Source organism: Janthinobacterium sp. LPB2021202312-11-4, assembly GCF_037049705.1.
In the GTDB taxonomy this organism is placed as follows: domain Bacteria; phylum Pseudomonadota; class Gammaproteobacteria; order Pseudomonadales; family Pseudomonadaceae; genus Aquipseudomonas.
In genome coordinates, this window is record NZ_JBAGKV010000022.1 from 92,726 (window position 1) to 110,653 (window position 17,928).

The window sequence follows — 17,928 nt, forward strand, 5'->3', positions numbered from 1 at the left end:
ACCGATTCATTTTTGCCTGCCTTTCTACAACTATTCCAAGAGGAACAGACATGGCCGAACATACTGTCATCACCCCTTTGCCGGGGACCTTCTACCGCAAAGCCACCCCGGAATCGGCGAACTTCGTCGAGGTCGGCGCGCAGGTCAGCGCCGACACGGTGATTGGCCTGATCGAGATCATGAAGCAGTTTTCCGAACTGACCGCCGGGACGGCCGGTCGCCTCAGTGCCTTTTTGGTAGAAGACGGTGATCCGGTGGAGCCGGGTCAAGTCGTCGCAACACTCGACGACGAGTGAGGGCGCGATCATGACCCAAGCCATTCATAAACTGCTGGTCGCCAACCGGGGCGAGATCGCCGTGCGGATTATCCGCGCCGCCCAGGCACTGGGGATTCCCACCGTTGCCGCGTGCAGCGAGGCGGACGTTGACTCCCAGGCTGCGCGCATGGCTGATGAGGTGCATATCCTCGGCCCGGCCCGCGCCGACAAAAGTTACCTGAACGTCGAGGCCTTGCTCGGTGCCTTGAAAGCCACCGGCGCCAACGCCGTGCATCCCGGTTATGGCTTCCTTTCGGAGAACGCCGATTTTGCCGAAGCCGTGGTGGCGGCCGGCGCCATATTCGTTGGCCCGAGCGCGCAGACGATCCGGCGCATGGGCGATAAAGCCGAGGCGCGGCGCACGGCGCAAGCCGCTGGCGTGCCGGTGGTGCCGGGTTCGCCGGGTGAACTGTTCGACGTCGAGTCGGCGCTCAAGGCTGCCGAATCCGTGGGTTTCCCGTTGTTGATCAAAGCCTCGGCCGGTGGCGGCGGGCGCGGTATTCGGCTGGCGGAAAACCCCGAGCAACTGCGCGAAGAATTTCCCCGTTCCCAACGCGAAGCCCAAGCGGCGTTCGGCAATGGCGCGGTGTACCTGGAGCGGTTTATCAGCAAGGCCCGGCATATTGAAGTGCAGGTGTTGGGGGACGGTCAGCACGCGGTGCATTTGTTTGAGCGCGAGTGCTCGCTGCAACGGCGCCGGCAGAAAATCTTCGAAGAAGCGCCGTCGCCAGTCCTCAGCCAACTGCAACGGGAAACCCTCTGCGCCAGTGCCGTGCGCCTGACCGAATCCCTGGGTTACAAGGGCGCCGGCACCCTGGAATACCTGTACGACGACGCGACGGGCGAGTTCTTTTTTATCGAAATGAACACGCGGATTCAGGTGGAGCACCCAGTCAGCGAATGGATCACCGGCATCGATCTGGTCCAGGCCATGCTACGCATTGCCGGCGGCGAGCCGCTGGGCTTCAAGCAAAGCGACATCCGACTCAACGGTGCCGCCCTGCAAATGCGCCTGAACGCCGAAGACCCGGCGCGGGATTTCTTCCCGAGTCCAGGTCTGGTCGAAGAACTGATCTGGCCGCAGGGCGAGGGCGTTCGCGTCGACACGCATCTGTATCAAGGCTACCGCGTGCCGCCGTACTATGACTCGCTGCTGGCCAAGTTGATTGTTCACGGTGCGGATCGTGCCCAAGCCCTGGCCCGTGCGCGAATCGCGGTGGCGGGCACCACGCTCACCGGCATGGCCAACACCCTGGCGTTGCACGGCGAATTGCTGGAACAACCGTGGCTGCACAGCGCCGACTTCCACACCGGCACCCTGGAAACCTGGCTGGCCGAGCGCCGCAGCGGAGGTGAAGCATGAGTACGCCCATCCGCTACAGCTTTGGCGCCGACGAGCATTTGTTTGCCGAAGTCAGCGACAGCATGTCCCTGGACGCGTTCTTCAAAGGCCTGGCCGTCACCCGCGCGGTAGAGCGGCTGGCGCTGGATGGCGTGCTCGATATCTGTTTGGCCAATGCGTCATTTCAGATTCGTTTCGACCCGGATCGCATCGCCCCTCACACTTTGCTCGAAGCGGTGAAAATCGCCGAGGCCGGGGCCGTTGCCGAGCGCACGTTGCAGACGCGGATCATCGAGATTCCAGTGCTCTACAACGACCCCTGGACCCACGAAACCCTGATGCGCTTTCGCGACCGCCATCAAGACCCGAGCGCCACGGACCTGGAGTACGCCGCACGCATCAACGGTCTGGCCGATGTCGAGGCGTTCATCGCCGCCCACAGTGGCGCGCCGTGGTTTGTCTCGATGGTCGGCTTTGTCGCCGGGTTGCCGTTCATGTTCCAAATGGTTGAGCGCGAGCGGCAGTTGCAAGTCCCCAAGTACCTGCGACCGCGCACCGACACGCCAAAACTGACCCTCGGTCACGGCGGCTGTTTTGGCTGCATTTACTCGGTACGCGGTGCGGGTGGATATCAGATGTTTGGCGTCACCCCCGCGCCGATCTACGACCCGCAACAGAACCTCGCGTACCTCAAAGAGCACATGGTGTTTTTCCGTCCGGGGGACATCGTGCAGTTCAAACCGATGGACCGCGAGGCTTACGACCACGCCGTGGCCGAAGTGGAAGCGGGGCGCTTTGATCTGCGGATTCGTCCGGTGGAGTTTTCCCTCGACGCATTCCTGGCCGACCCCGTTGGCTATCCCAAGTCGTTGCAGGAGGTGTTGGCATGATCAAGGTCCTCAAACCCGGCCTCGCCACTTCCGTGCAGGACCTGGGCCGCGAAGGGTATTACCACTTGGGCATCCCGCCGTCCGGCGCGCTCGATCAATACGCCTTGAGCGCGGCGAATCAACTGGTCGGCAACCCGGCCGGCGCGGCGGTGCTGGAATGCACGCTGCTCGGGCCAGAACTGGAATTTCAGCAGGATGCGCTGGTAGCGGTCAGCGGTGCGCACATGACGCCACGGGTCGATGGCGTGGAAATGCACCACGACACGGCGTTCACGGTGAAGGCCGGGCAAGTGCTGCGCTTTGATTTCCCCAAGGCCGGGGCCCGCGCCTATGTGGCGGTGGCCGGGGGCATTGATGTGCCGGTGGTGCTCGGCAGTCGCTCCACCTATGCGCTGGGTGCGCTCGGTGGTTTTCAGGGGCGACGGCTGATCGCCGGCGATGAACTGCCGGTCGGCATCGCCAGCGGAAAGAGCCGCGCCGGGGCCAGTTTGCCCATGGCGCTGCGGCAGTCGCTGGGCGGCGAAATCACCCTGCGAGTGGTGCCCGGTTTGTACTACCACCGTTTGAGCGAATCGGCGGCTCGCAGTTTCTTTGCCGAGCCGTGGACCGTCGGTTCGGAAGCCGACCGCATCGGCTATCGCTTCAAGGGCGGCAGCGCGCTGAGCTTTCAGCCCCGGGAGCAACCGTTCGGCGCCGGTTCCGATCCGTCGAACATCGTCGACAGTTGCTACCCGATCGGCTCGATCCAGGTGCCGGCCGGGCTCGAACCCATCGTGCTGCACCGTGACGCGGTGTCCGGTGGCGGCTACGCGATGATTGGCACGGTGATCAGCGCCGACCTCGATTTGATCGGCCAGATGCAACCCAACCAGAAGGCCCGCTTTGTCGCGGTGACCCTCGAAGAGGCGCTGGAAGCGCGACGTTCCTATAAGAAAAAACTCAGCTGCTTGAGCAAGCTGTTCCCTTCCTGATTCTGCCCGCCGTCCAGTGCGGGCCCTGCCAAACGGCGAGCCAACGCCGCACTTCGGTGCGGTGACGGCTGCCCGCGCTTCAACCTTTGACTGGTTCTGGAGTTCACGCATATGGCTGCTTTATCGCAATCGAGTCAAACCGGGCAAGACCCGGCGCATCATCCCGTCCCTACCGAAGCGCGCATGGGCCGACTGTCCCTGACCATGGCCTGGTGGGCGGTGTGCAGTGCGATGTTTTACATCGTGGTTGGCGCTTCATTGGCGTTGTCATTCGGTGCGCGCAATGCGCTGATCGGCATGGTCCTGTCGGTGATCAGTTACGGCGTGGTCAACAGCGTGCTCAGCCGCTTTGCGATTCGCAGCGGCTTGTCGGTGGCGTTGTTTTCGCGGCTGTTGTTCGGCAGCACCGGTGCGTGCCTGGCGACGTTGATTTTCTTCTCGACCGCGATCTATTACGCGGTGTTCGAAGGTTCGGTGATCGCCGTGGCGCTCAATCACCTGTACCCGGAGCTGGTCTATCCGCTGGCCGCGTTGGCGGTGGTGCTCTACAGCGTGCCGATGATCCTGGGCAGCGTGCAGCACTGGCTCGACAAGCTCAACGGCGTGTTGCTGCCGGTCTACCTCGGCGGTTTGCTGGTGGCGGTGGGGCTGTCGATCAGTCGTTATGGCTACCAGCCGCAATGGCTGGATTTCGGCCCGGCCACCCCCAGCGCGTTTGGCTGGTGGGATTGTTTTGTCGCCTACATGGGCGTGTGGGTGTTGATGCTGTTCACCTTCGACTATGCGCGTTTCGGCAAGCCTGAAGACGCCGAGTACCACGGTCGCTGGAACTTCGGCATGCCGTTCTACGCGGTGACGTTCCTGCTCAACGGCGCGGCGGGCATTTACCTGGTCAGCAGCATTCCCCACGAAGGCGCGCTGAATGAAGTCTCGGTGGTGATGGCGATTTTGCAGTTGATGGGCTTGTGGGGGTTGCTGTTTGTCTGGGCCACGCAAACCCGGATCAACACCGCCAACTATTACCTGGCGACCCTGAACATGCAGGCGTTCTTTGGCCGTTTCGGGATGCGTGGTTCGTACCTGATGTGGGCAGTGGCGGTGGGGGTGATCGTCTATGGCTTGATGCTTGCGGACGTGTTTGCCTACCTCCTCAAGGCGCTGGCCTATCAGGGGATCTTCGTGGTGGCGTGGGTCGGCGTGGCGTTGGCGCAGATTCTCTATGGTCGCAGCGACGTGGCGGCGCTGGATAAAGTGGCCGCGTTCAACCCGGTGGGTTTGACCGCGTGGTTCGGCGCCACGGCGTTGGGGCTGGCGCTGATGTTTTCCGGCGCCGGGCTGAGCAGTTTTTCCGCCCCCGCGACGGTGGTGCTGGCGTTTGCCTTGCAGGCCGGTTTATCCCATCGCAATCGCCTGCGGCTGCCGTTGGCGCAATAGCAGCCCGATCAATCCGCCAGGCAGGGCTTGATCAGCGCCGTGAACCACTCGATGAACACGCCGAGCCGGCGTGAGCGCTGACGCCGATCCGGGTACAGCACTGAAACGGTCATGGGCGGCGCGCGATACGCCGCCATGACCTCGACCAGCACCCCGGCATCCAGCATGTGTTGGACATCGAACAACGGCACCTGAATCAACCCGAGCCCGGCGCGGCAACTGGCGATGTAACTTTCGGCGTTGTTGACGATGACCTGGCTGGGCAACTGGCGGGATTGCTCGATGCCATCGACGACACATTCCCACGGCAATTCCTGGCCGCCGGCCCCCGACACATAACCCACGCACAGATGGCCATTTTCCAGATCGTCCGGGTGTTCGGGCTGGCCACATTCGGCGAGATACGCCGGGGCCGCGCAATTGACCAGAATGACTTTGCCCAACGGTTTGACCACCAGACTGCTGCTGTGTGGTTCGCCGAAACGGATCACGCAATCGACGCCTTCCTGCACCAGATCAATCGCTCGATCAGTCGAACCCAGGCTCAGTTGCAGCCCCGGGTACTGACGCAGCAACTCTGGTAGCGCCGGGATGATCAGGCGCCGGGCGATGCGGCTCGGCACATCGGCATCGAGCCGGCCCGTGACCTGCTGCTGGTGATTCTGGAACAACTGGTCGATGTCTTCGATATCCGCCAGCACTTGCCGTGCCCGCTCCAGTAACTGCGCGCCGTCGGTGGTCAGGGTGACTTTGCGCGTGGTGCGGTGCAGCAAGCGCGTACCGACACTGGTTTCCAATTGCTGGACGGCCGCCGACACCGTCGCCCGAGGCAGTTTCAGCACCCGTGCGGCCTGGATGAAACTGCCCAGTTCCGCCACATGGACGAACACTCGGTACTGCTCGATTCTGTCCATGTGTGCAGCGGTTTTCCTCGTTGCTTACTTGGTGGTGTAGCCGCCGTTGATCAGGATCGTCTGGCCGGTGATCCACCAACCGTCGCTGACCAAGTGGCGAATAAACGGCACCACGTCACCGATGTCGGTCAGGCCGGTGTGGGAGTAGGGCGACAGGGCGGCGGCGGTCTTGTGGTAGTTGACCGCATCGGCGCCTTCGGCCGGGTAGAAAAACGGCGTGTCCATCGGCCCCGGGCCGACCGCCGTCACCGAAATTCCCCGTTCACCCAGCTCTTTGGCCGCAGCCCGGGTGAAGTGCTCGACCGGTGCCTTGCCGCCGGCATACGCGGCATAGAACGGTGTAAACGCCCCCAGCAGTGACGTGACAATGGAGCAGATCTTGCCATTGTCATTGAGCTGCTTGCCAGCCTCCTTGATAAAGAAGAACGCCGACTTGGCGTTGACCGCCATCATCTCGTCGTACTCGGCTTCGCTGATCTCGGCCATGGGTTTTTTCAGCACTTTGCCCACGGTGTTGATCGCGATGTCCGGGCGGCCCACGGCGTCCACGGCGTCGCTGAACAGTTTTTCAACCGCACCGGCAGTGGTCAGGTCCGCCTGCAACGCCACGGCCTCGGCGCCCAGCGCCTGGATGGCCGCCACGGTCGCATCGGCGTCGGCCTGGCTGGCGGCGCTGTTGTAATGCACCACCACGGCTTTGGCGCCGTGTTGCGCCAGGTCACGGGCGATCAGGCCGCCGAGGTTCTTCGCGCCCCCGGCGATCAGCACCACTTTTCCTTTTAATGAATGGTCCGGCATGACGTTGCTCCAGGCTGATGAAAGTACGGCTCAGTCTAGAGGCGGATCGCACAAAGATAAGCCACGGCGGGCGGGATGCATTGTTCAGGTTTCCCGGCCAATCATCGGCGTATCCATCGGGTCTTTAAGCGTCTCCTATACTTGGTCCGTTTAACGCAGACAGTTTCCCCTACGAACTCACAGTCAGGAGAACGAACATGACCATCCGCATAGGCGACGAAGCACCGGACTTCACCGTCGAAAGCACCGAAGGCACGCTGCATTTTCACGAGTGGATCGGCGACAAGTGGGCGATCCTGTTTTCGCACCCCAAGGACTTCACCCCGGTGTGCACCACTGAGCTCGGGTACATGGCAAAGCTCAAGCCGGAATTCGACAAGCGCAACACCAAGATCGTCGGGCTCAGCGTCGATCCCGTGAGCAACCATGCGAGTTGGGCCAAGGACATCGAAGAGACCCAGGGACACGCGGTCAACTACCCGATGATTGGCGACGAAAACCTGGTGGTGGCCAAGCTCTACGACATGATCCACCCGAACGCCAGCGGCGGCGCCCGCACCGCCGTGGACAACGCGACGGTGCGCTCGGTGTTCATCATCGGCCCGGACAAAAAGGTCAAGGCGATGCTGATCTACCCGATGAGCGCCGGGCGCAACTTCGATGAAGTGCTGCGCTTGCTCGATGCCTTGCAACTCAACGCCAAGCACACCGTCGCCACTCCGGTGAACTGGCGTCCGGGGGAAGACGTGATCATCCCGACGTCGGTGTCCGACGAAGACGCCCGCAAGAAATATCCGGAAGGTTTCCGTACGGTGAAACCTTATCTGCGCACGGTGGCGCAGCCGAAGTAAGCCTGGGTTGACGCACCCATCGCCGCCAGCAAGCAGGGCCTCTCCGCTGGCGGCGACATCCCTGCGTCACCCACAAACGTACAATCCAACGGTTGACCGGCCTGCGTAGACTCCGATGACTCGTCACTGTTATCGGTTGATCATGGAAATCTTTCTCTACGCCTTCAGCGTGATGTACAGCCCCGGCCCGGTGAATTTCATGGCGTTGAATGCCGGGTTGACCGGACGGTTTCGTCGTTCGCTGGGGTTTTTCGTCGGGGTGGGGTGTGCGTTGTTGCTGCTGTTCGTCCTCTTCGGCTACACCGGCGAGGCGCTTATTTCCCAAGCGGCGTTGCCCTACATTTCCCTGGTGGGCGGCCTCTATACGCTCTATCTCGCGTATCAGGTTTACACCGCGACCACCGCCGTGCCGGGGGAGGGTGCTCAACCCTCGACCGCTGCGCAAAAGACGCTGACGTTCTGGAACGGTTTCCTGATTCAGCTCCTCAACCCCAAGGGCATCATGGTGGTGCTGCCGATCACCAGCGTCATGCTGCCGGCCGCGCATATCACCGGCGTGTCTATCGCGCTGATCTCGGCGTTGCTGGCGATTGCCGGCGGCGGTGCACCGGGGGTTTATTCGCTGCTCGGTGCCGTGCTTGGGCGACGCATTACCCGTGAGTCTTACTTCACGGCGTTCAATCGGCTGATGGGGATTGCGCTGGTGGTGTGTGCTTATTTCATGTTTCAGGCGTTCTATCTGCACGTCAGGACGCCGTGATGAACGCATGTTATGGTCCAGAAACCTCACATCAGCCATCGCCCCGGTGCGCCAACATGCCGAATCGCTCTACAGAAAAGGACTGGGTCAGACATGCGCCGTTGTCCTCCAAGGTCGAGCGCTTCGAAGCATTCTTTGGCGCCCATGCCTTCGACCCGCATCAACATGACACCTACGCCATCGGCCGCACGCTCAGTGGCGTGCACCAATTCCAGTACCGGGGCGAAACCAGACTGTGCCTGCCCGGCGAAACCATGATCGTGCACCCGGACGAGCCGCACGACGGTTGCGCCGGTTCTGAAACGGGCCTGCGTTATCGCGGCGTGTATGTGCCGCCCTCCCTGGTTCAGCAGATTGTGAAGGGCAAGCCGCTGCCGTTTTTCAAGGCCAGTGTGACCCGCGATCCGCGTCTGGCCGCTGCGGCCGATGCGTTGCTCAATACCCTCGACGCCGAACTGGACCCGCTGGCCGAAGATGATGCGCTCTACCGCCTCGTCACCACCCTGGCGGAACTCGCCGAACAGCCCCTCGCCAAAACCACACCGCACTTCGCCGCCGCTGCAAGGGCCCGGGAGTACATCGACGATAACCTGGACCGGTCGATCACCCTCGATGACCTCGCCGACTGTGCCGGGCGGGATCGCTGGAGCCTGTCCCATGACTTTCGGCTGTTCTTCGGCACCAGCCCCCACCGATACCTGACCTTGCGCCGCCTCGACCGCGTCAAGCAACTCGCCCACGCCGGGCGAACGTTGTCGGACGCATCGGTCGAGGCCGGTTTTTTTGATCAGAGCCACATGTCCCGGCACTTCAAGAAAGCCTTCGGCCTCTCGCCTTCGCGCTGGTGCAATCCCTCGCACTGATGCGCCCGTTAACACCACCACTCAGCCAGAAATGAGCAGCCCGACGATGCCCGACATCACCCTCACCACCTTGCAGGGCCTCAAACAGCGCGGCGAAAAAATCGTCATGCTGACCTGCTACGACGCGACCTTCGCCCAGGCTTCAAGCGCCGCCGGTGTGGAAATGCTGCTGGTCGGCGATACCCTGGGCATGGTCTTGAACGGTCACGACAGCACCCTCCCGGTGAGCGTCGAGGACGTGGCTTACCACACCGCCAGCGTCAAACGCGGCAACCGTGGCGCTTTCATCGTCGCTGACATGCCATTCATGAGTTACGCCACCCCCGAGCACGCCATGCACAACGCCGGTCGCTTGATGAAGGCCGGCGCGCACATGGTCAAGCTGGAAGGGGATGTATGGCTGGCGGAGTCCATTCGCCGCATGACTGAAAACGGCGTACCGGTGTGCGCGCACTTGGGGCTGACGCCGCAATCGGTCAACGTTTTCGGCGGCTTCAAGGTGCAGGGGCGCGACCCGGTTCGGGCGCGGCAATTGGTTGCGGCGGCCATCGCTCTGGAAGCGGCCGGCGCCGCGATGTTGCTGGTGGAATGCCTGCCCGGCGCGCTGGCCGAGCAGCTCAGCCAAGCGGTGCGCATCCCGGTCATCGGCATTGGCGCGGGCGCCGGAACCGACGGCCAGGTGCTGGTGCTGCACGACCTGCTGGGCCTGTCCCTGACCGGGCGTGCCCCCAAGTTCGTGCGCAACTTTATGGCGGGGCACACCAGCATCCAGTCGGCGTTATTCGCCTATGTGGCGGCGGTGAAAAGTGGGGAATTCCCGGCGCTGGAGCACGGCTATTCGGCTTGAACCGAATCCGGCAGTTTGGCAATGACCTTGATCTCGAATTGGAAACCATACAGCCACGTCACCCCGACGCCGGTCAGCGTCGGGTGCGGTGCTTCGCCCCAGAACTCGGGGAGCACTTTCCAGATGGTGTCGAACTTCGATTCCGGGTCGACGATGAACACCGTCACATCAATCACGTCGTCGAAGCTGCAGCCGGCGGCGCCGAGGATCGCGTTGAGGTTGTTGAACGCGAGTCGCACCTGATCCTCCAGGTCCGGCTCGGGGGAGCCATCCTCCGTGCTGCCGACTTGCCCGGAAACGAACAAAAAACCATTGGATTTGATCGCCGGGGAATAGCGATTGCGTTCATACAGGGCCTGGCGTCCAGGCGGGAAAACCACATCACGGGTTGTCATCAGTGTCTCCATCAACGGTTGAAAAACGATGAAGTGACTGTAAGCACTTGCACCGACCCGATAAACGAGCAACCGTAGCTATCACTGTTTGTGAATCCCAAACAATCGGAAGCAGATATGGACCGTTTTGATGCGATGCAGGCCTTCGCCCGGGTGGTGGAGGCGGGGAGTTTCACCAAGGCTGCCGAGACGCTGCACATGAGCAAGACCAGCGTGACGCAACTGGTGCAACAACTGGAAGCACGCCTGCGGGTCAAATTGCTCAACCGCACCACGCGCAAGGTCAACCTGACCGCCGACGGTGCCGTTTACTACGAGCACGTTGTGCGGCTGCTGGCGGATCTGGACGATGCCGAAACCAGCCTGTCCACCGCTGCGGCGTTGCCTCGGGGGCGTTTGCGAGTGGATGTGCCCAGTCCGTTAGCCAGCATGATCCTGATGCCAGCCTTGCCGGCGTTTCATGCGCGCTACCCCGACATCCAGATCGACATGGGGGTCAGCGATCGCATGGTGGACATCATCGGTGAGAACGTCGATTGCGTGGTGCGCGGCGGCGAGTTGACCGATCAATCGCTGATGGCCCGGCGCGTCGGCGACCTGCAACTGGGCGTGTTCGCGGCGCCGAGTTACCTGGCGCGCCTCGGCACACCGTTGCATCCGCAAGACTTGGAAGACTCGGCGCATCGTATCGTCGGTTTCCTCTGGGCGCGCACCGGCAAAGCGCTGCCTTATGCCATGAGCAACGGCAGTGAAAGCGTCCAGATCAAGGGGCGCTATGTGCTGGCGGTCGACGATGGCAATGCCTACCTCGCGGCGGGGCTGGCCGGCATGGGGGTTCTCTGGATGCCCGACTACATGTCCAAGGCACACGAAGCGCGGGGCTATCTGGTGCGGCTGTTCGAAGACTGGCGCCTGGAACCGATGCCGATTTACGTGGCGTTTCCGCCGAACCGGCACATCAGCATCAAGCTGCGGGTATTTATCGATTGGGTCGCTGAACTGATGGCGCTTCATGGGCCGATCGTGGCCCGACCTCTGGCATGAAGAATTATTCGGAATTTCCGAAAGTAGTTTTCGTTTTGCGCTCGATTATCAAAATAAACCTTAAGCACTAACGTTGCGCCATGCCTTTCGGCGCTTCATTTTTTTTGCTTGAGGTCAACACGATGGATCTGATCAACACTGAACCCGCGACCCGATTCAGCGCTCAGCAGAACCCGCAACGCCGAACCTTTCTGGCCCAGGCCGGCGCCGGTGCGGCGGTGCTGGCGGCGGGCACATTGCTCAGCCCGGCAAACGCTGCCACCGCTCAAAACACCGGCGCGGCAACATCGGCTTCGGGAACATCCAGGGGTGGTTTCTGGCCGGGTGATACGCGGTTGGTCGTCTCGATCTCCATGCAGTTCGAGGCTGGCGGACAGCCGCTCAAAGACACCGACAGCCCGTTCCCCCACGTGAACTTCCCTGACAGCGTCCCGTCGGACCCGGCCACCAATACCTGGTTTGCCTACGGTTATCGGGAAGGCATTCCCCGGTTGCTCGACCTGTGGGATCGCCACGGCGTCAAAGTCACCAGCCACATGATCGGCGACGCGGTGAAACGCAATCCGGCGCTGGCCAGGGACATCGTCGCCCGTGGTCATGAAGCCTCGGGTCACGGTCCGCACTGGAGCTCGCAATTCGCCATGAGCCGGGACGAGGAACGGACCTTCCTGCAACAGGCCGCCAGCATGCTGACCGAAGTGACCGGCCAGCCCGTGGCCGGTTACAACTGCAACTGGCTGCGTCGCGGGCCCAATACCTTGTCGCTGCTGCAGGAACTTGGCTACGTCTATCACATCGATGATGTCAGCAGGGACGAGCCCTTTATCGAGCAGGTCAACGGCAAGGATTTTGTCGTGGTGCCGTACACCCTGCGCAACAACGACATCGTGCTGATCGAGGGGCGGAACTACTCGCCGGGGCAATTTCTGGAGCAGATCAAACTGGAGTTCGATCAGCTCTACGAAGAGGCCGGCAGTCGGCGACGCATGATGTCGGTCAGTGCGCACGACCGTATCAGCGGAACGCCGCAGATGGTCCGGGTCTGGGACGAGTTTTTGCGCTACGCCAAACGTCATCCCGGCGTCGCCTTCATGCGTAAGGACGCCATCGCCGATTACACCCTCAAGAGCCCGCTCAGCCTTCGAGAAAACGAGACGATCTGAATCGTCCGGTCTCGCGCACTCAACACCCTCAAAAGGAAACCTGACGATGCCACGTTCAATTGCATTTACATCCCTCAACGCCCGCATTGCCGGTGTTTTGTTCGCCCTGACACTGTCAGGCACCGCCGCTGCTGCGACCACTGACCTGGTCAAACCCGGTGTGCTGGTGATCGACAAGAGCCTGACGCCCGCGCAACTCAAGGTCATGGAAACCGCCGCCCTCCGCTACGACACATTCTGGAACACCGGCGAAGAAACCTTTGCCCGTGAAGCACTGGCAAACAACTTCATCGACAAAACCCCGCCACCAGGCCGAAAACAAGGGCCGGAGGGGCCGTTGCTGGCGTCCAAAGCGTTCCGTGGCGCGGTGCCCGACCTGCGTTGCGAGGTCGAGCAAATGATCATCGCCGGCGACCGGGTCGTGGCGCACCTGCATTTTCGCGGGCACTTCACCGGCACCTTCGGCGAAACCCGGGGCACCGGGCAAACCGTGGATTTCATTGCCACCGATATCTACCAAATCGAAAACGGCAAAATCGCTGCCAACTGGCACATCGAAGACAACGCGACGTTGATGAAGCAATTGGGGCTGTAACCCTGATACATCCGCTGTGGGAGCGGGCTTGCTCGCGAAGAGGCCAACACATTTTCAATGCTGATGTTGCCTGTGTGGGCGCCTTCGCGAGCGAGCCCCCTCCCACAGGGGCGTGATTCGCCAGCGTCTAACCGGGTTTAATCCACTTCATCGTCAAAAATGCGCTCAATCGGCAACTCGAACACCCGGGCAATCTGAAACGCCAGCGGCAGGCTCGGGTCGTACCGACCGTTTTCAATCGCATTGATCGTTTGCCGAGAGACGTTCAATAACGCGGCCAGGTCCACCTGCGACCACTTGCGTTCGGCCCGCAGCTCCTTGAGGTGATTTTTCATTGATAGCGACGTCTGGCGATTTGCAGGCCGATGATCCACATCAAACCCATCACAGGCCAGACGCAGGTCCAGGAGATATGTGGAAACCCGACATTCTCCAGAAAGCCATAACTGAAGGTCAGCAACGCCGATGCGGCAAAGGCAAAGCCGAGGGCTTCGAGTTGAATGCGCAAATGCATTTCATCCATGCGCCGCAGATTGCGCACGATGGCCCAGCACATCAAACCGGCTGGCAGCACTGGCGCCAGGGTGATGACAATGCGCAGGGCGGTGCTGGCGTTTTCCAGGTGTTGCAGCAAGGTCAGCGAGCCGGTCAGCAGAATCGTGTACAGCGCCAGCGCGGCGCCCATTTCGACGTAGTAACGTTTCATTTCATCGTCCTGATGTAAAAGGTGCTTTACATGCTCGCCGATGTTTGGGTGGATGTAAAGGATGCTTTACGTTGTGGGCAATACTTCGTTCAGCCATTCCTGATTCATCGTCTCGGCATCCCCCAAATAATCCAGTAACCAAGACATGGCCGGCGACAGCTTGTTCTGGTTCCAGGCCACGCACGACGGGCTCGCGGCGAAGGGCCGTTGCAGGTTCAAGGCCACCAGTTCGCCTTGCTGGATCAGCGGCAGCATCAAGTGCGCCGGCGCCATGCCGACGCACAGCCCTTCGCGCAGGCAATCCAGCGCCGAGGCCCAGTTCGGCACCACCAGCCGCCGCTGATTGTCCAAGGACCAGGTGTCGCGTTTCGGCAGGTGGCGCGAGGTGTCGTTCATGCACAGCGCGGGGTAGGGGCGCAGTTGATCGTCGTCCAGCGGACCGCTTAATGACGCCAACGGATGCCGGGCGCTGGCCACGCACAACCAGTTCAACAGGCCCATGTCGCGGAAGCTGTAATGGCTGGCCACCGGTACCGCACTGGTGGCGCCGATCACGATGTCGGTGCGCTCGTCGGCGAGGGCGTCCCACACGCCGTTAAACACCTCGTAACCGAGCAGCAACTCCACGTCGGGAAACTGCTTATAAAAATCCAGCACCAGTTGCCGGCAACGCTCCTGTTTGACGATGGCATCCACCGCCACTTTTAACTGACCGCTCCAGCCATTCGCCACTTGCTGGCACAGGCGCCGGGTGTCGAGCATGTTTTTCATCACGCCACGGGCCTGCTCGATAAACAACTTGCCCGCCGGCGTCAGCTCCACATCGCGATGCCGGCGCACAAACAACGGCACCGCCAGCCATTGTTCCAATTGGCGCACGGTGTAGCTGATCGCCGATGGCACCCGATGCAACTCCTGCGCCGCAGCACTGAAACTACCATGCCGGGCCACGGCATCGACCACATCCAGGGAATATTCAGACCACATTCAGTTGCCTTCAAAAATATTGATAAGACTGTTCAATTATTAGCGCTTCACAGCAAATACCCACCACCCATAATGGCACGCTGCTAACAAATTATTTGATTGAAGATTCAGTTAGGGCGTTGATGAAAAATTCTTTTGGTTTCACCGGTTACCTGATCGGGCTGAGCGTGCTCGGCTATCTGGGCATGGACATGTACTTACCGGCGTTCGGCGCCCTCGGTGGCGAACTGCACCTGTCGGCCGGGGCGGTGGGGGCGAGCCTGAGCATCTTTCTCGCCGGGTTTGCCGTCGGACAGTTGTTGTGGGGGCCGCTGTCGGATCGCATCGGCCGCAAACCGGTGTTGCTGATGGGCCTGAGCCTGTTTGCCCTGGGCTGCCTGGGCATGTTCTGGGTCGAAACCGCCGTGCAACTGTGGGCGCTGCGCTTTATCCAGGCCATCGGCGTGTGTTCGGCGGCGGTCAGTTGGCAAGCGCTGGTGATTGACCGCTACCCGGCGCAACAGGCCAATCGCCTGTTCGCCGCCATCATTCCGCTGATGTCCCTGTCGCCGGCACTTGCACCACTGCTGGGCGCGCTGCTGCTCGATCACTGGGGCTGGCAGGCGATTTTCGTCGTGCTGCTCGGCGTCAGCGTCGCGCTGCTGGTGCCCACCGCGTTGCTCAAAGCCACACCGAAACGTCTGACCGCCAACGGCGAGCGGCCGCGTATCAGTTTCGGACAACTCCTCAAATCCACCGCGTTCAGCGGCAACGTGCTGATCTACGCCGCGTGCTCGGCGAGCTTCTTCGCCTGGCTCACCGCCTCACCGTTCATCCTCGGCGGCATGGGCTACAGCCCCAGCGACATCGGCCTGAGCTACGCACTGCCAACCATCGGATTCCTGATCGGCGGCTTCAGTTGCCGCAGCCTGCTGCAACGCATCAGCGGCGCCGCGATGCTGCCGTGGCTGATCCTCGCCTATGGCGTCGCGATGGTCGCGCTGTACTTGGTCGCCACCCTGACCACCCCGACCCTGACCACACTGCTGATCCCGTTCTGCCTGCTGGGCCTGGTCAATGGCGCGAGTTTCCCGATCATCGTCACCAATGCGTTGATCCCGTTTTCGGAAAACTCCGGCAAAGCCGCCGCGCTACAAAACGCGCTGCAACTGGGGATGTGTTTTGCTACGAGTTTGTTGGTATCGACGGGGATTGAGCGGCCGCTGGAGATTGCGGTGGTGGTGATGCTGGCGACGGTGCCGCTGGCGGTGTTGGGGTATTGGATTCAGCGGGGTAAGCGCCGGGCGGTGAAGCGGTTTGAACTGCAAAACGGCGACTGATTTATCCAAGGCATGAAAAAGCCCGGCTGATCAGGCCGGGCTCTTTGTTGAGTACCACGTTAAAGACATTCATTCATGCGGTGCGGTTTTGGATCAAACGGTCGGAACCGCCTTCAGCCACACGTTTTTCGATCAAACGATCCGAGCCACCTTCAGCGACGCGATTCTCGATCAAACGGTCGGAACCGCCTTCGGCAACGCGTTTTTCAATCAGACGATCCGAGCCGCCCTCAGCGACGCGGTTCTCGATCAAACGATCGGAACCCCCTTCAGCCACACGTTTTTCAATCAGACGATCCGAGCCGCCCTCAGCGACGCGGTTCTCGATCAACCGATCCGAACCACCCTCAGCCACTCGACTTTCAATCAGACGGTCCGAACCGCCTTCAGCGATCATCGTATGCGCTGGCGTTGCGGCAAAAGCGTTCACTGCAAAAACCGAAAAAGCGATGCTGAGAAGAGTTTGGCGTTTCATGAGGGTGTGCTCCGGGGTGCTTATTGGTTGGGTATGGAGCGGATGTTACGCCGGGGATTTTTTATGAGAACTTCATTGATGTGATGGTGACTATCGACGCGAGCAATGGTTGGGTGCGGGCCCCCCGTTGTGATTGATGGCATCTCGCTAAGTCACTCACGCACCAACAAAAAAAAACGGGCCCCTTCGTGGCGCCCGTTTTTCATATCGGCCTGACAACACGCTTTTGACCCGCAACCATCAGCCTTCCTGAGGCCACTGATCCGCGATTTCAAACCACGAAGCCTTCGACGCCACACACATATGCCGCTGCTTCTTCGTCTGAAACGGCGTATCCAGCGTGCCAATCGCAATCGAAATCCAGTCCGCAAACTCGCCATTCGAATCCGACCAAAACAGCGAAGTCCCACAGTTCGAACAAAACTGCCGCGTCACCCCGGCCGACGATTGAAAACGCCTGAGCGCCTCCACACTGCTCGAAACAGAAACCGCCGACCTCGGCGTACTGGCATACGTCGCAAACGCCGCACCGTGGGCCTTTCGACACTTGACGCAATGACAGTGCGACACCGCTTTCAGCGGCCCCGACACCTCATACGTCACCGCGCCGCAGAGGCAACTGCCTTGATGAAACTCATCCATGTTCATCGGTTACTCGAAAAAAGAAGGGGAGAAGCAAGGCCCGGATACTACGACGATCACCGACACAAAAAAACGGGCGCCTACCACGCGCCCGTTTCCCGTTAAGCCTTAACCTGCGCCCGCAAGCGCCGGCCGATCACATCCATCAAGTCACAACCGTCGCGCAACGGAATGACCAACAACTTGGAGAAATCCGCCAACACCACCGTGTCACAACCAATCTCGGCGCGGTAAGCGATGTTTTCCAACACCTGCGTGACGGTGCGGATGCGGTAATCGGCCATGGCTTGCAGGACGTCGAGTGGTGCTTGGGTGTCGATGAGCAGGGATGCCGGGATCAGGTCGATTCCGGTTAGGGGCATGTATCTTTCCATAGGTGAAACTCCGAATCAGATTTAAGTAAAGGACTGATCCGATCAGCAGGTCGCCAAACCTGGTCGCGTTTTGGGGGACAGCGCGAATATAGCAGAGGATATACAAATGATAACAGGTTAAGAGTTCCTGTTTTCTTGTAGGGAATTTACTATTGTATTTAAAATTTATTGTTTATGTTTGTGGGGTGATCCAGGTGAGGTAAAGTTTTTTATCTGTTTTACGTTGCCGTAGCTATGTATT

The 17,928-nt window shown here is 60.8% G+C and carries 22 protein-coding genes; 13 read left to right on the top strand and 9 right to left on the bottom strand.

Features of this window, described 5'->3' with window-relative positions:
* The first annotated feature begins 50 nt into the window (after positions 1 to 50).
* The 5 genes from V5E99_RS22100 to V5E99_RS22120 all read left to right on the top strand — a co-directional run bounded on the left by V5E99_RS22100 (position 51) and on the right by V5E99_RS22120 (position 4,954).
* Positions 51 to 296 carry an acetyl-CoA carboxylase gene (locus tag V5E99_RS22100; protein ID WP_499804373.1) on the top strand — a complete coding sequence of 82 codons (246 nt, stop codon included), beginning with the start codon at positions 51 to 53 and terminating at the stop codon, positions 294 to 296.
* A 10-nt stretch (positions 297 to 306) separates the two neighbouring features.
* Positions 307 to 1,680, top strand: a complete 1,374-nt coding sequence (locus V5E99_RS22105) for an acetyl-CoA carboxylase biotin carboxylase subunit (RefSeq protein ID WP_499804374.1) — start codon at positions 307 to 309, stop codon at positions 1,678 to 1,680.
* Positions 1,677 to 2,549 carry a 5-oxoprolinase subunit B family protein gene (locus V5E99_RS22110; RefSeq protein ID WP_499804375.1) on the top strand — a complete coding sequence of 291 codons (873 nt, stop codon included), beginning with the start codon at positions 1,677 to 1,679 and terminating at the stop codon, positions 2,547 to 2,549. Before V5E99_RS22105 ends, V5E99_RS22110 begins: the two co-directional genes overlap by 4 nt.
* Complete coding sequence (locus V5E99_RS22115; protein WP_499804376.1) at positions 2,546 to 3,520, top strand: 5-oxoprolinase subunit C family protein; 975 nt, start codon at positions 2,546 to 2,548, stop codon at positions 3,518 to 3,520. The genes V5E99_RS22110 and V5E99_RS22115 overlap by 4 nt, the downstream gene beginning before the upstream one ends.
* A 111-nt stretch (positions 3,521 to 3,631) precedes the next feature.
* A complete protein-coding gene (locus V5E99_RS22120; protein ID WP_499804377.1) occupies positions 3,632 to 4,954 on the top strand; it encodes a purine-cytosine permease family protein in 1,323 nt (440 codons plus the stop codon).
* An 8-nt stretch (positions 4,955 to 4,962) separates the two neighbouring features.
* On the opposite strand, the gene V5E99_RS22125 is transcribed toward V5E99_RS22120, so the two are convergent.
* Both V5E99_RS22125 and V5E99_RS22130 read right to left on the bottom strand, forming a co-directional pair.
* Positions 4,963 to 5,868, bottom strand: a complete 906-nt coding sequence (locus tag V5E99_RS22125; protein WP_499804378.1) for a LysR family transcriptional regulator — start codon at positions 5,866 to 5,868, stop codon at positions 4,963 to 4,965.
* Between the two features lie 24 nt (positions 5,869 to 5,892).
* Positions 5,893 to 6,666 (bottom strand): SDR family oxidoreductase, encoded by a 774-nt coding sequence (locus V5E99_RS22130; protein WP_499804379.1) that lies wholly within the window; start codon positions 6,664 to 6,666, stop codon positions 5,893 to 5,895.
* Between the two features lie 197 nt (positions 6,667 to 6,863).
* Here V5E99_RS22130 and V5E99_RS22135 point away from each other — a divergent pair, with 197 nt between their 5' ends.
* From V5E99_RS22135 to panB, 4 genes are all read left to right on the top strand, one after another.
* Entirely contained in the window at positions 6,864 to 7,517 is a 654-nt protein-coding gene (locus tag V5E99_RS22135) for a peroxiredoxin (RefSeq protein WP_499804380.1), read from the top strand.
* Positions 7,518 to 7,632: 115 nt separating this feature from the next.
* The gene (locus tag V5E99_RS22140) at positions 7,633 to 8,277 is read left to right on the top strand and encodes a LysE family translocator (RefSeq protein WP_499804381.1); all 645 of its coding nucleotides are present in this window, start codon (positions 7,633 to 7,635) and stop codon (positions 8,275 to 8,277) included.
* 56 nt (positions 8,278 to 8,333) lie between these two features.
* On the top strand, positions 8,334 to 9,140 hold the full coding sequence (locus V5E99_RS22145) for a helix-turn-helix domain-containing protein (protein WP_499804382.1): 807 nt from the start codon (positions 8,334 to 8,336) through the stop codon (positions 9,138 to 9,140).
* Positions 9,141 to 9,186: 46 nt separating this feature from the next.
* Complete coding sequence (gene panB, locus V5E99_RS22150; protein ID WP_499804383.1) at positions 9,187 to 9,987, top strand: 3-methyl-2-oxobutanoate hydroxymethyltransferase; 801 nt, start codon at positions 9,187 to 9,189, stop codon at positions 9,985 to 9,987.
* Here panB and V5E99_RS22155 read toward each other — a convergent pair.
* Positions 9,975 to 10,382, bottom strand: coding sequence for a RidA family protein (locus tag V5E99_RS22155; RefSeq protein WP_499804384.1), 408 nt, complete (start codon positions 10,380 to 10,382; stop codon positions 9,975 to 9,977). The two genes, panB and V5E99_RS22155, sit on opposite strands and share 13 nt — an antisense overlap.
* A gap of 117 nt (positions 10,383 to 10,499) precedes the next feature.
* Here V5E99_RS22155 and V5E99_RS22160 point away from each other — a divergent pair, with 117 nt between their 5' ends.
* The 3 genes from V5E99_RS22160 to V5E99_RS22170 all read left to right on the top strand — a co-directional run bounded on the left by V5E99_RS22160 (position 10,500) and on the right by V5E99_RS22170 (position 13,184).
* Positions 10,500 to 11,426 carry a LysR family transcriptional regulator gene (locus tag V5E99_RS22160; protein ID WP_499804385.1) on the top strand — a complete coding sequence of 309 codons (927 nt, stop codon included), beginning with the start codon at positions 10,500 to 10,502 and terminating at the stop codon, positions 11,424 to 11,426.
* Between the two features lie 122 nt (positions 11,427 to 11,548).
* Entirely contained in the window at positions 11,549 to 12,589 is a 1,041-nt protein-coding gene (locus tag V5E99_RS22165) for a polysaccharide deacetylase family protein (protein WP_499804386.1), read from the top strand.
* A gap of 46 nt (positions 12,590 to 12,635) precedes the next feature.
* The gene (locus V5E99_RS22170) at positions 12,636 to 13,184 is read left to right on the top strand and encodes an ester cyclase (RefSeq protein ID WP_499804387.1); all 549 of its coding nucleotides are present in this window, start codon (positions 12,636 to 12,638) and stop codon (positions 13,182 to 13,184) included.
* A 137-nt stretch (positions 13,185 to 13,321) separates the two neighbouring features.
* Here V5E99_RS22170 and V5E99_RS22175 read toward each other — a convergent pair whose 3' ends face one another.
* The 3 genes from V5E99_RS22175 to punR form a co-directional block, all read right to left on the bottom strand.
* Positions 13,322 to 13,519 carry a helix-turn-helix transcriptional regulator gene (locus tag V5E99_RS22175; protein ID WP_499804388.1) on the bottom strand — a complete coding sequence of 66 codons (198 nt, stop codon included), beginning with the start codon at positions 13,517 to 13,519 and terminating at the stop codon, positions 13,322 to 13,324.
* A complete protein-coding gene (locus tag V5E99_RS22180; RefSeq protein WP_499804389.1) occupies positions 13,516 to 13,890 on the bottom strand; it encodes a hypothetical protein in 375 nt (124 codons plus the stop codon). The genes V5E99_RS22175 and V5E99_RS22180 overlap by 4 nt, the downstream gene beginning before the upstream one ends.
* A 66-nt stretch (positions 13,891 to 13,956) precedes the next feature.
* A complete protein-coding gene (gene punR, locus V5E99_RS22185; RefSeq protein ID WP_499804390.1) occupies positions 13,957 to 14,877 on the bottom strand; it encodes a DNA-binding transcriptional activator PunR in 921 nt (306 codons plus the stop codon).
* Between the two features lie 122 nt (positions 14,878 to 14,999).
* Here punR and punC point away from each other — a divergent pair, with 122 nt between their 5' ends.
* Positions 15,000 to 16,196 carry a purine nucleoside transporter PunC gene (punC, locus tag V5E99_RS22190; RefSeq protein ID WP_499804391.1) on the top strand — a complete coding sequence of 399 codons (1,197 nt, stop codon included), beginning with the start codon at positions 15,000 to 15,002 and terminating at the stop codon, positions 16,194 to 16,196.
* Between the two features lie 73 nt (positions 16,197 to 16,269).
* On the opposite strand, the gene V5E99_RS22195 is transcribed toward punC, so the two are convergent.
* From V5E99_RS22195 to V5E99_RS22205, 3 genes are all read right to left on the bottom strand, one after another.
* The gene (locus V5E99_RS22195) at positions 16,270 to 16,671 is read right to left on the bottom strand and encodes a hypothetical protein (protein WP_499804392.1); all 402 of its coding nucleotides are present in this window, start codon (positions 16,669 to 16,671) and stop codon (positions 16,270 to 16,272) included.
* Between the two features lie 240 nt (positions 16,672 to 16,911).
* Positions 16,912 to 17,319, bottom strand: a complete 408-nt coding sequence (locus V5E99_RS22200) for a GFA family protein (protein ID WP_499804393.1) — start codon at positions 17,317 to 17,319, stop codon at positions 16,912 to 16,914.
* Between the two features lie 95 nt (positions 17,320 to 17,414).
* Positions 17,415 to 17,675, bottom strand: a complete 261-nt coding sequence (locus tag V5E99_RS22205; protein WP_499804394.1) for a hypothetical protein — start codon at positions 17,673 to 17,675, stop codon at positions 17,415 to 17,417.
* Between the last annotated feature and the right edge of the window lie 253 nt (positions 17,676 to 17,928).

Excerpts from the sequence above, each read along its gene's own strand:
- V5E99_RS22100 (WP_499804373.1), top strand. The coding sequence starts at position 51 with ATGGCCGAACATACTGTCATCACCCCTTTGCCGGGGACCTTCTACCGC.
- V5E99_RS22105 (WP_499804374.1), top strand. The coding sequence starts at position 307 with ATGACCCAAGCCATTCATAAACTGCTGGTCGCCAACCGGGGCGAGATC.
- V5E99_RS22110 (WP_499804375.1), top strand. The coding sequence starts at position 1,677 with ATGAGTACGCCCATCCGCTACAGCTTTGGCGCCGACGAGCATTTGTTT.
- V5E99_RS22115 (WP_499804376.1), top strand. The coding sequence starts at position 2,546 with ATGATCAAGGTCCTCAAACCCGGCCTCGCCACTTCCGTGCAGGACCTG.
- V5E99_RS22120 (WP_499804377.1), top strand. The coding sequence starts at position 3,632 with ATGGCTGCTTTATCGCAATCGAGTCAAACCGGGCAAGACCCGGCGCAT.
- V5E99_RS22125 (WP_499804378.1), bottom strand. The coding sequence starts at position 5,868 with ATGGACAGAATCGAGCAGTACCGAGTGTTCGTCCATGTGGCGGAACTG.
- V5E99_RS22130 (WP_499804379.1), bottom strand. The coding sequence starts at position 6,666 with ATGCCGGACCATTCATTAAAAGGAAAAGTGGTGCTGATCGCCGGGGGC.
- V5E99_RS22135 (WP_499804380.1), top strand. The coding sequence starts at position 6,864 with ATGACCATCCGCATAGGCGACGAAGCACCGGACTTCACCGTCGAAAGC.
- V5E99_RS22140 (WP_499804381.1), top strand. The coding sequence starts at position 7,633 with ATGACTCGTCACTGTTATCGGTTGATCATGGAAATCTTTCTCTACGCC.
- V5E99_RS22145 (WP_499804382.1), top strand. The coding sequence starts at position 8,334 with ATGCCGAATCGCTCTACAGAAAAGGACTGGGTCAGACATGCGCCGTTG.
- panB (WP_499804383.1), top strand. The coding sequence starts at position 9,187 with ATGCCCGACATCACCCTCACCACCTTGCAGGGCCTCAAACAGCGCGGC.
- V5E99_RS22155 (WP_499804384.1), bottom strand. The coding sequence starts at position 10,382 with ATGACAACCCGTGATGTGGTTTTCCCGCCTGGACGCCAGGCCCTGTAT.
- V5E99_RS22160 (WP_499804385.1), top strand. The coding sequence starts at position 10,500 with ATGGACCGTTTTGATGCGATGCAGGCCTTCGCCCGGGTGGTGGAGGCG.
- V5E99_RS22165 (WP_499804386.1), top strand. The coding sequence starts at position 11,549 with ATGGATCTGATCAACACTGAACCCGCGACCCGATTCAGCGCTCAGCAG.
- V5E99_RS22170 (WP_499804387.1), top strand. The coding sequence starts at position 12,636 with ATGCCACGTTCAATTGCATTTACATCCCTCAACGCCCGCATTGCCGGT.
- V5E99_RS22175 (WP_499804388.1), bottom strand. The coding sequence starts at position 13,519 with ATGAAAAATCACCTCAAGGAGCTGCGGGCCGAACGCAAGTGGTCGCAG.
- V5E99_RS22180 (WP_499804389.1), bottom strand. The coding sequence starts at position 13,890 with ATGAAACGTTACTACGTCGAAATGGGCGCCGCGCTGGCGCTGTACACG.
- punR (WP_499804390.1), bottom strand. The coding sequence starts at position 14,877 with ATGTGGTCTGAATATTCCCTGGATGTGGTCGATGCCGTGGCCCGGCAT.
- punC (WP_499804391.1), top strand. The coding sequence starts at position 15,000 with ATGAAAAATTCTTTTGGTTTCACCGGTTACCTGATCGGGCTGAGCGTG.
- V5E99_RS22195 (WP_499804392.1), bottom strand. The coding sequence starts at position 16,671 with ATGAAACGCCAAACTCTTCTCAGCATCGCTTTTTCGGTTTTTGCAGTG.
- V5E99_RS22200 (WP_499804393.1), bottom strand. The coding sequence starts at position 17,319 with ATGAACATGGATGAGTTTCATCAAGGCAGTTGCCTCTGCGGCGCGGTG.
- V5E99_RS22205 (WP_499804394.1), bottom strand. The coding sequence starts at position 17,675 with ATGCCCCTAACCGGAATCGACCTGATCCCGGCATCCCTGCTCATCGAC.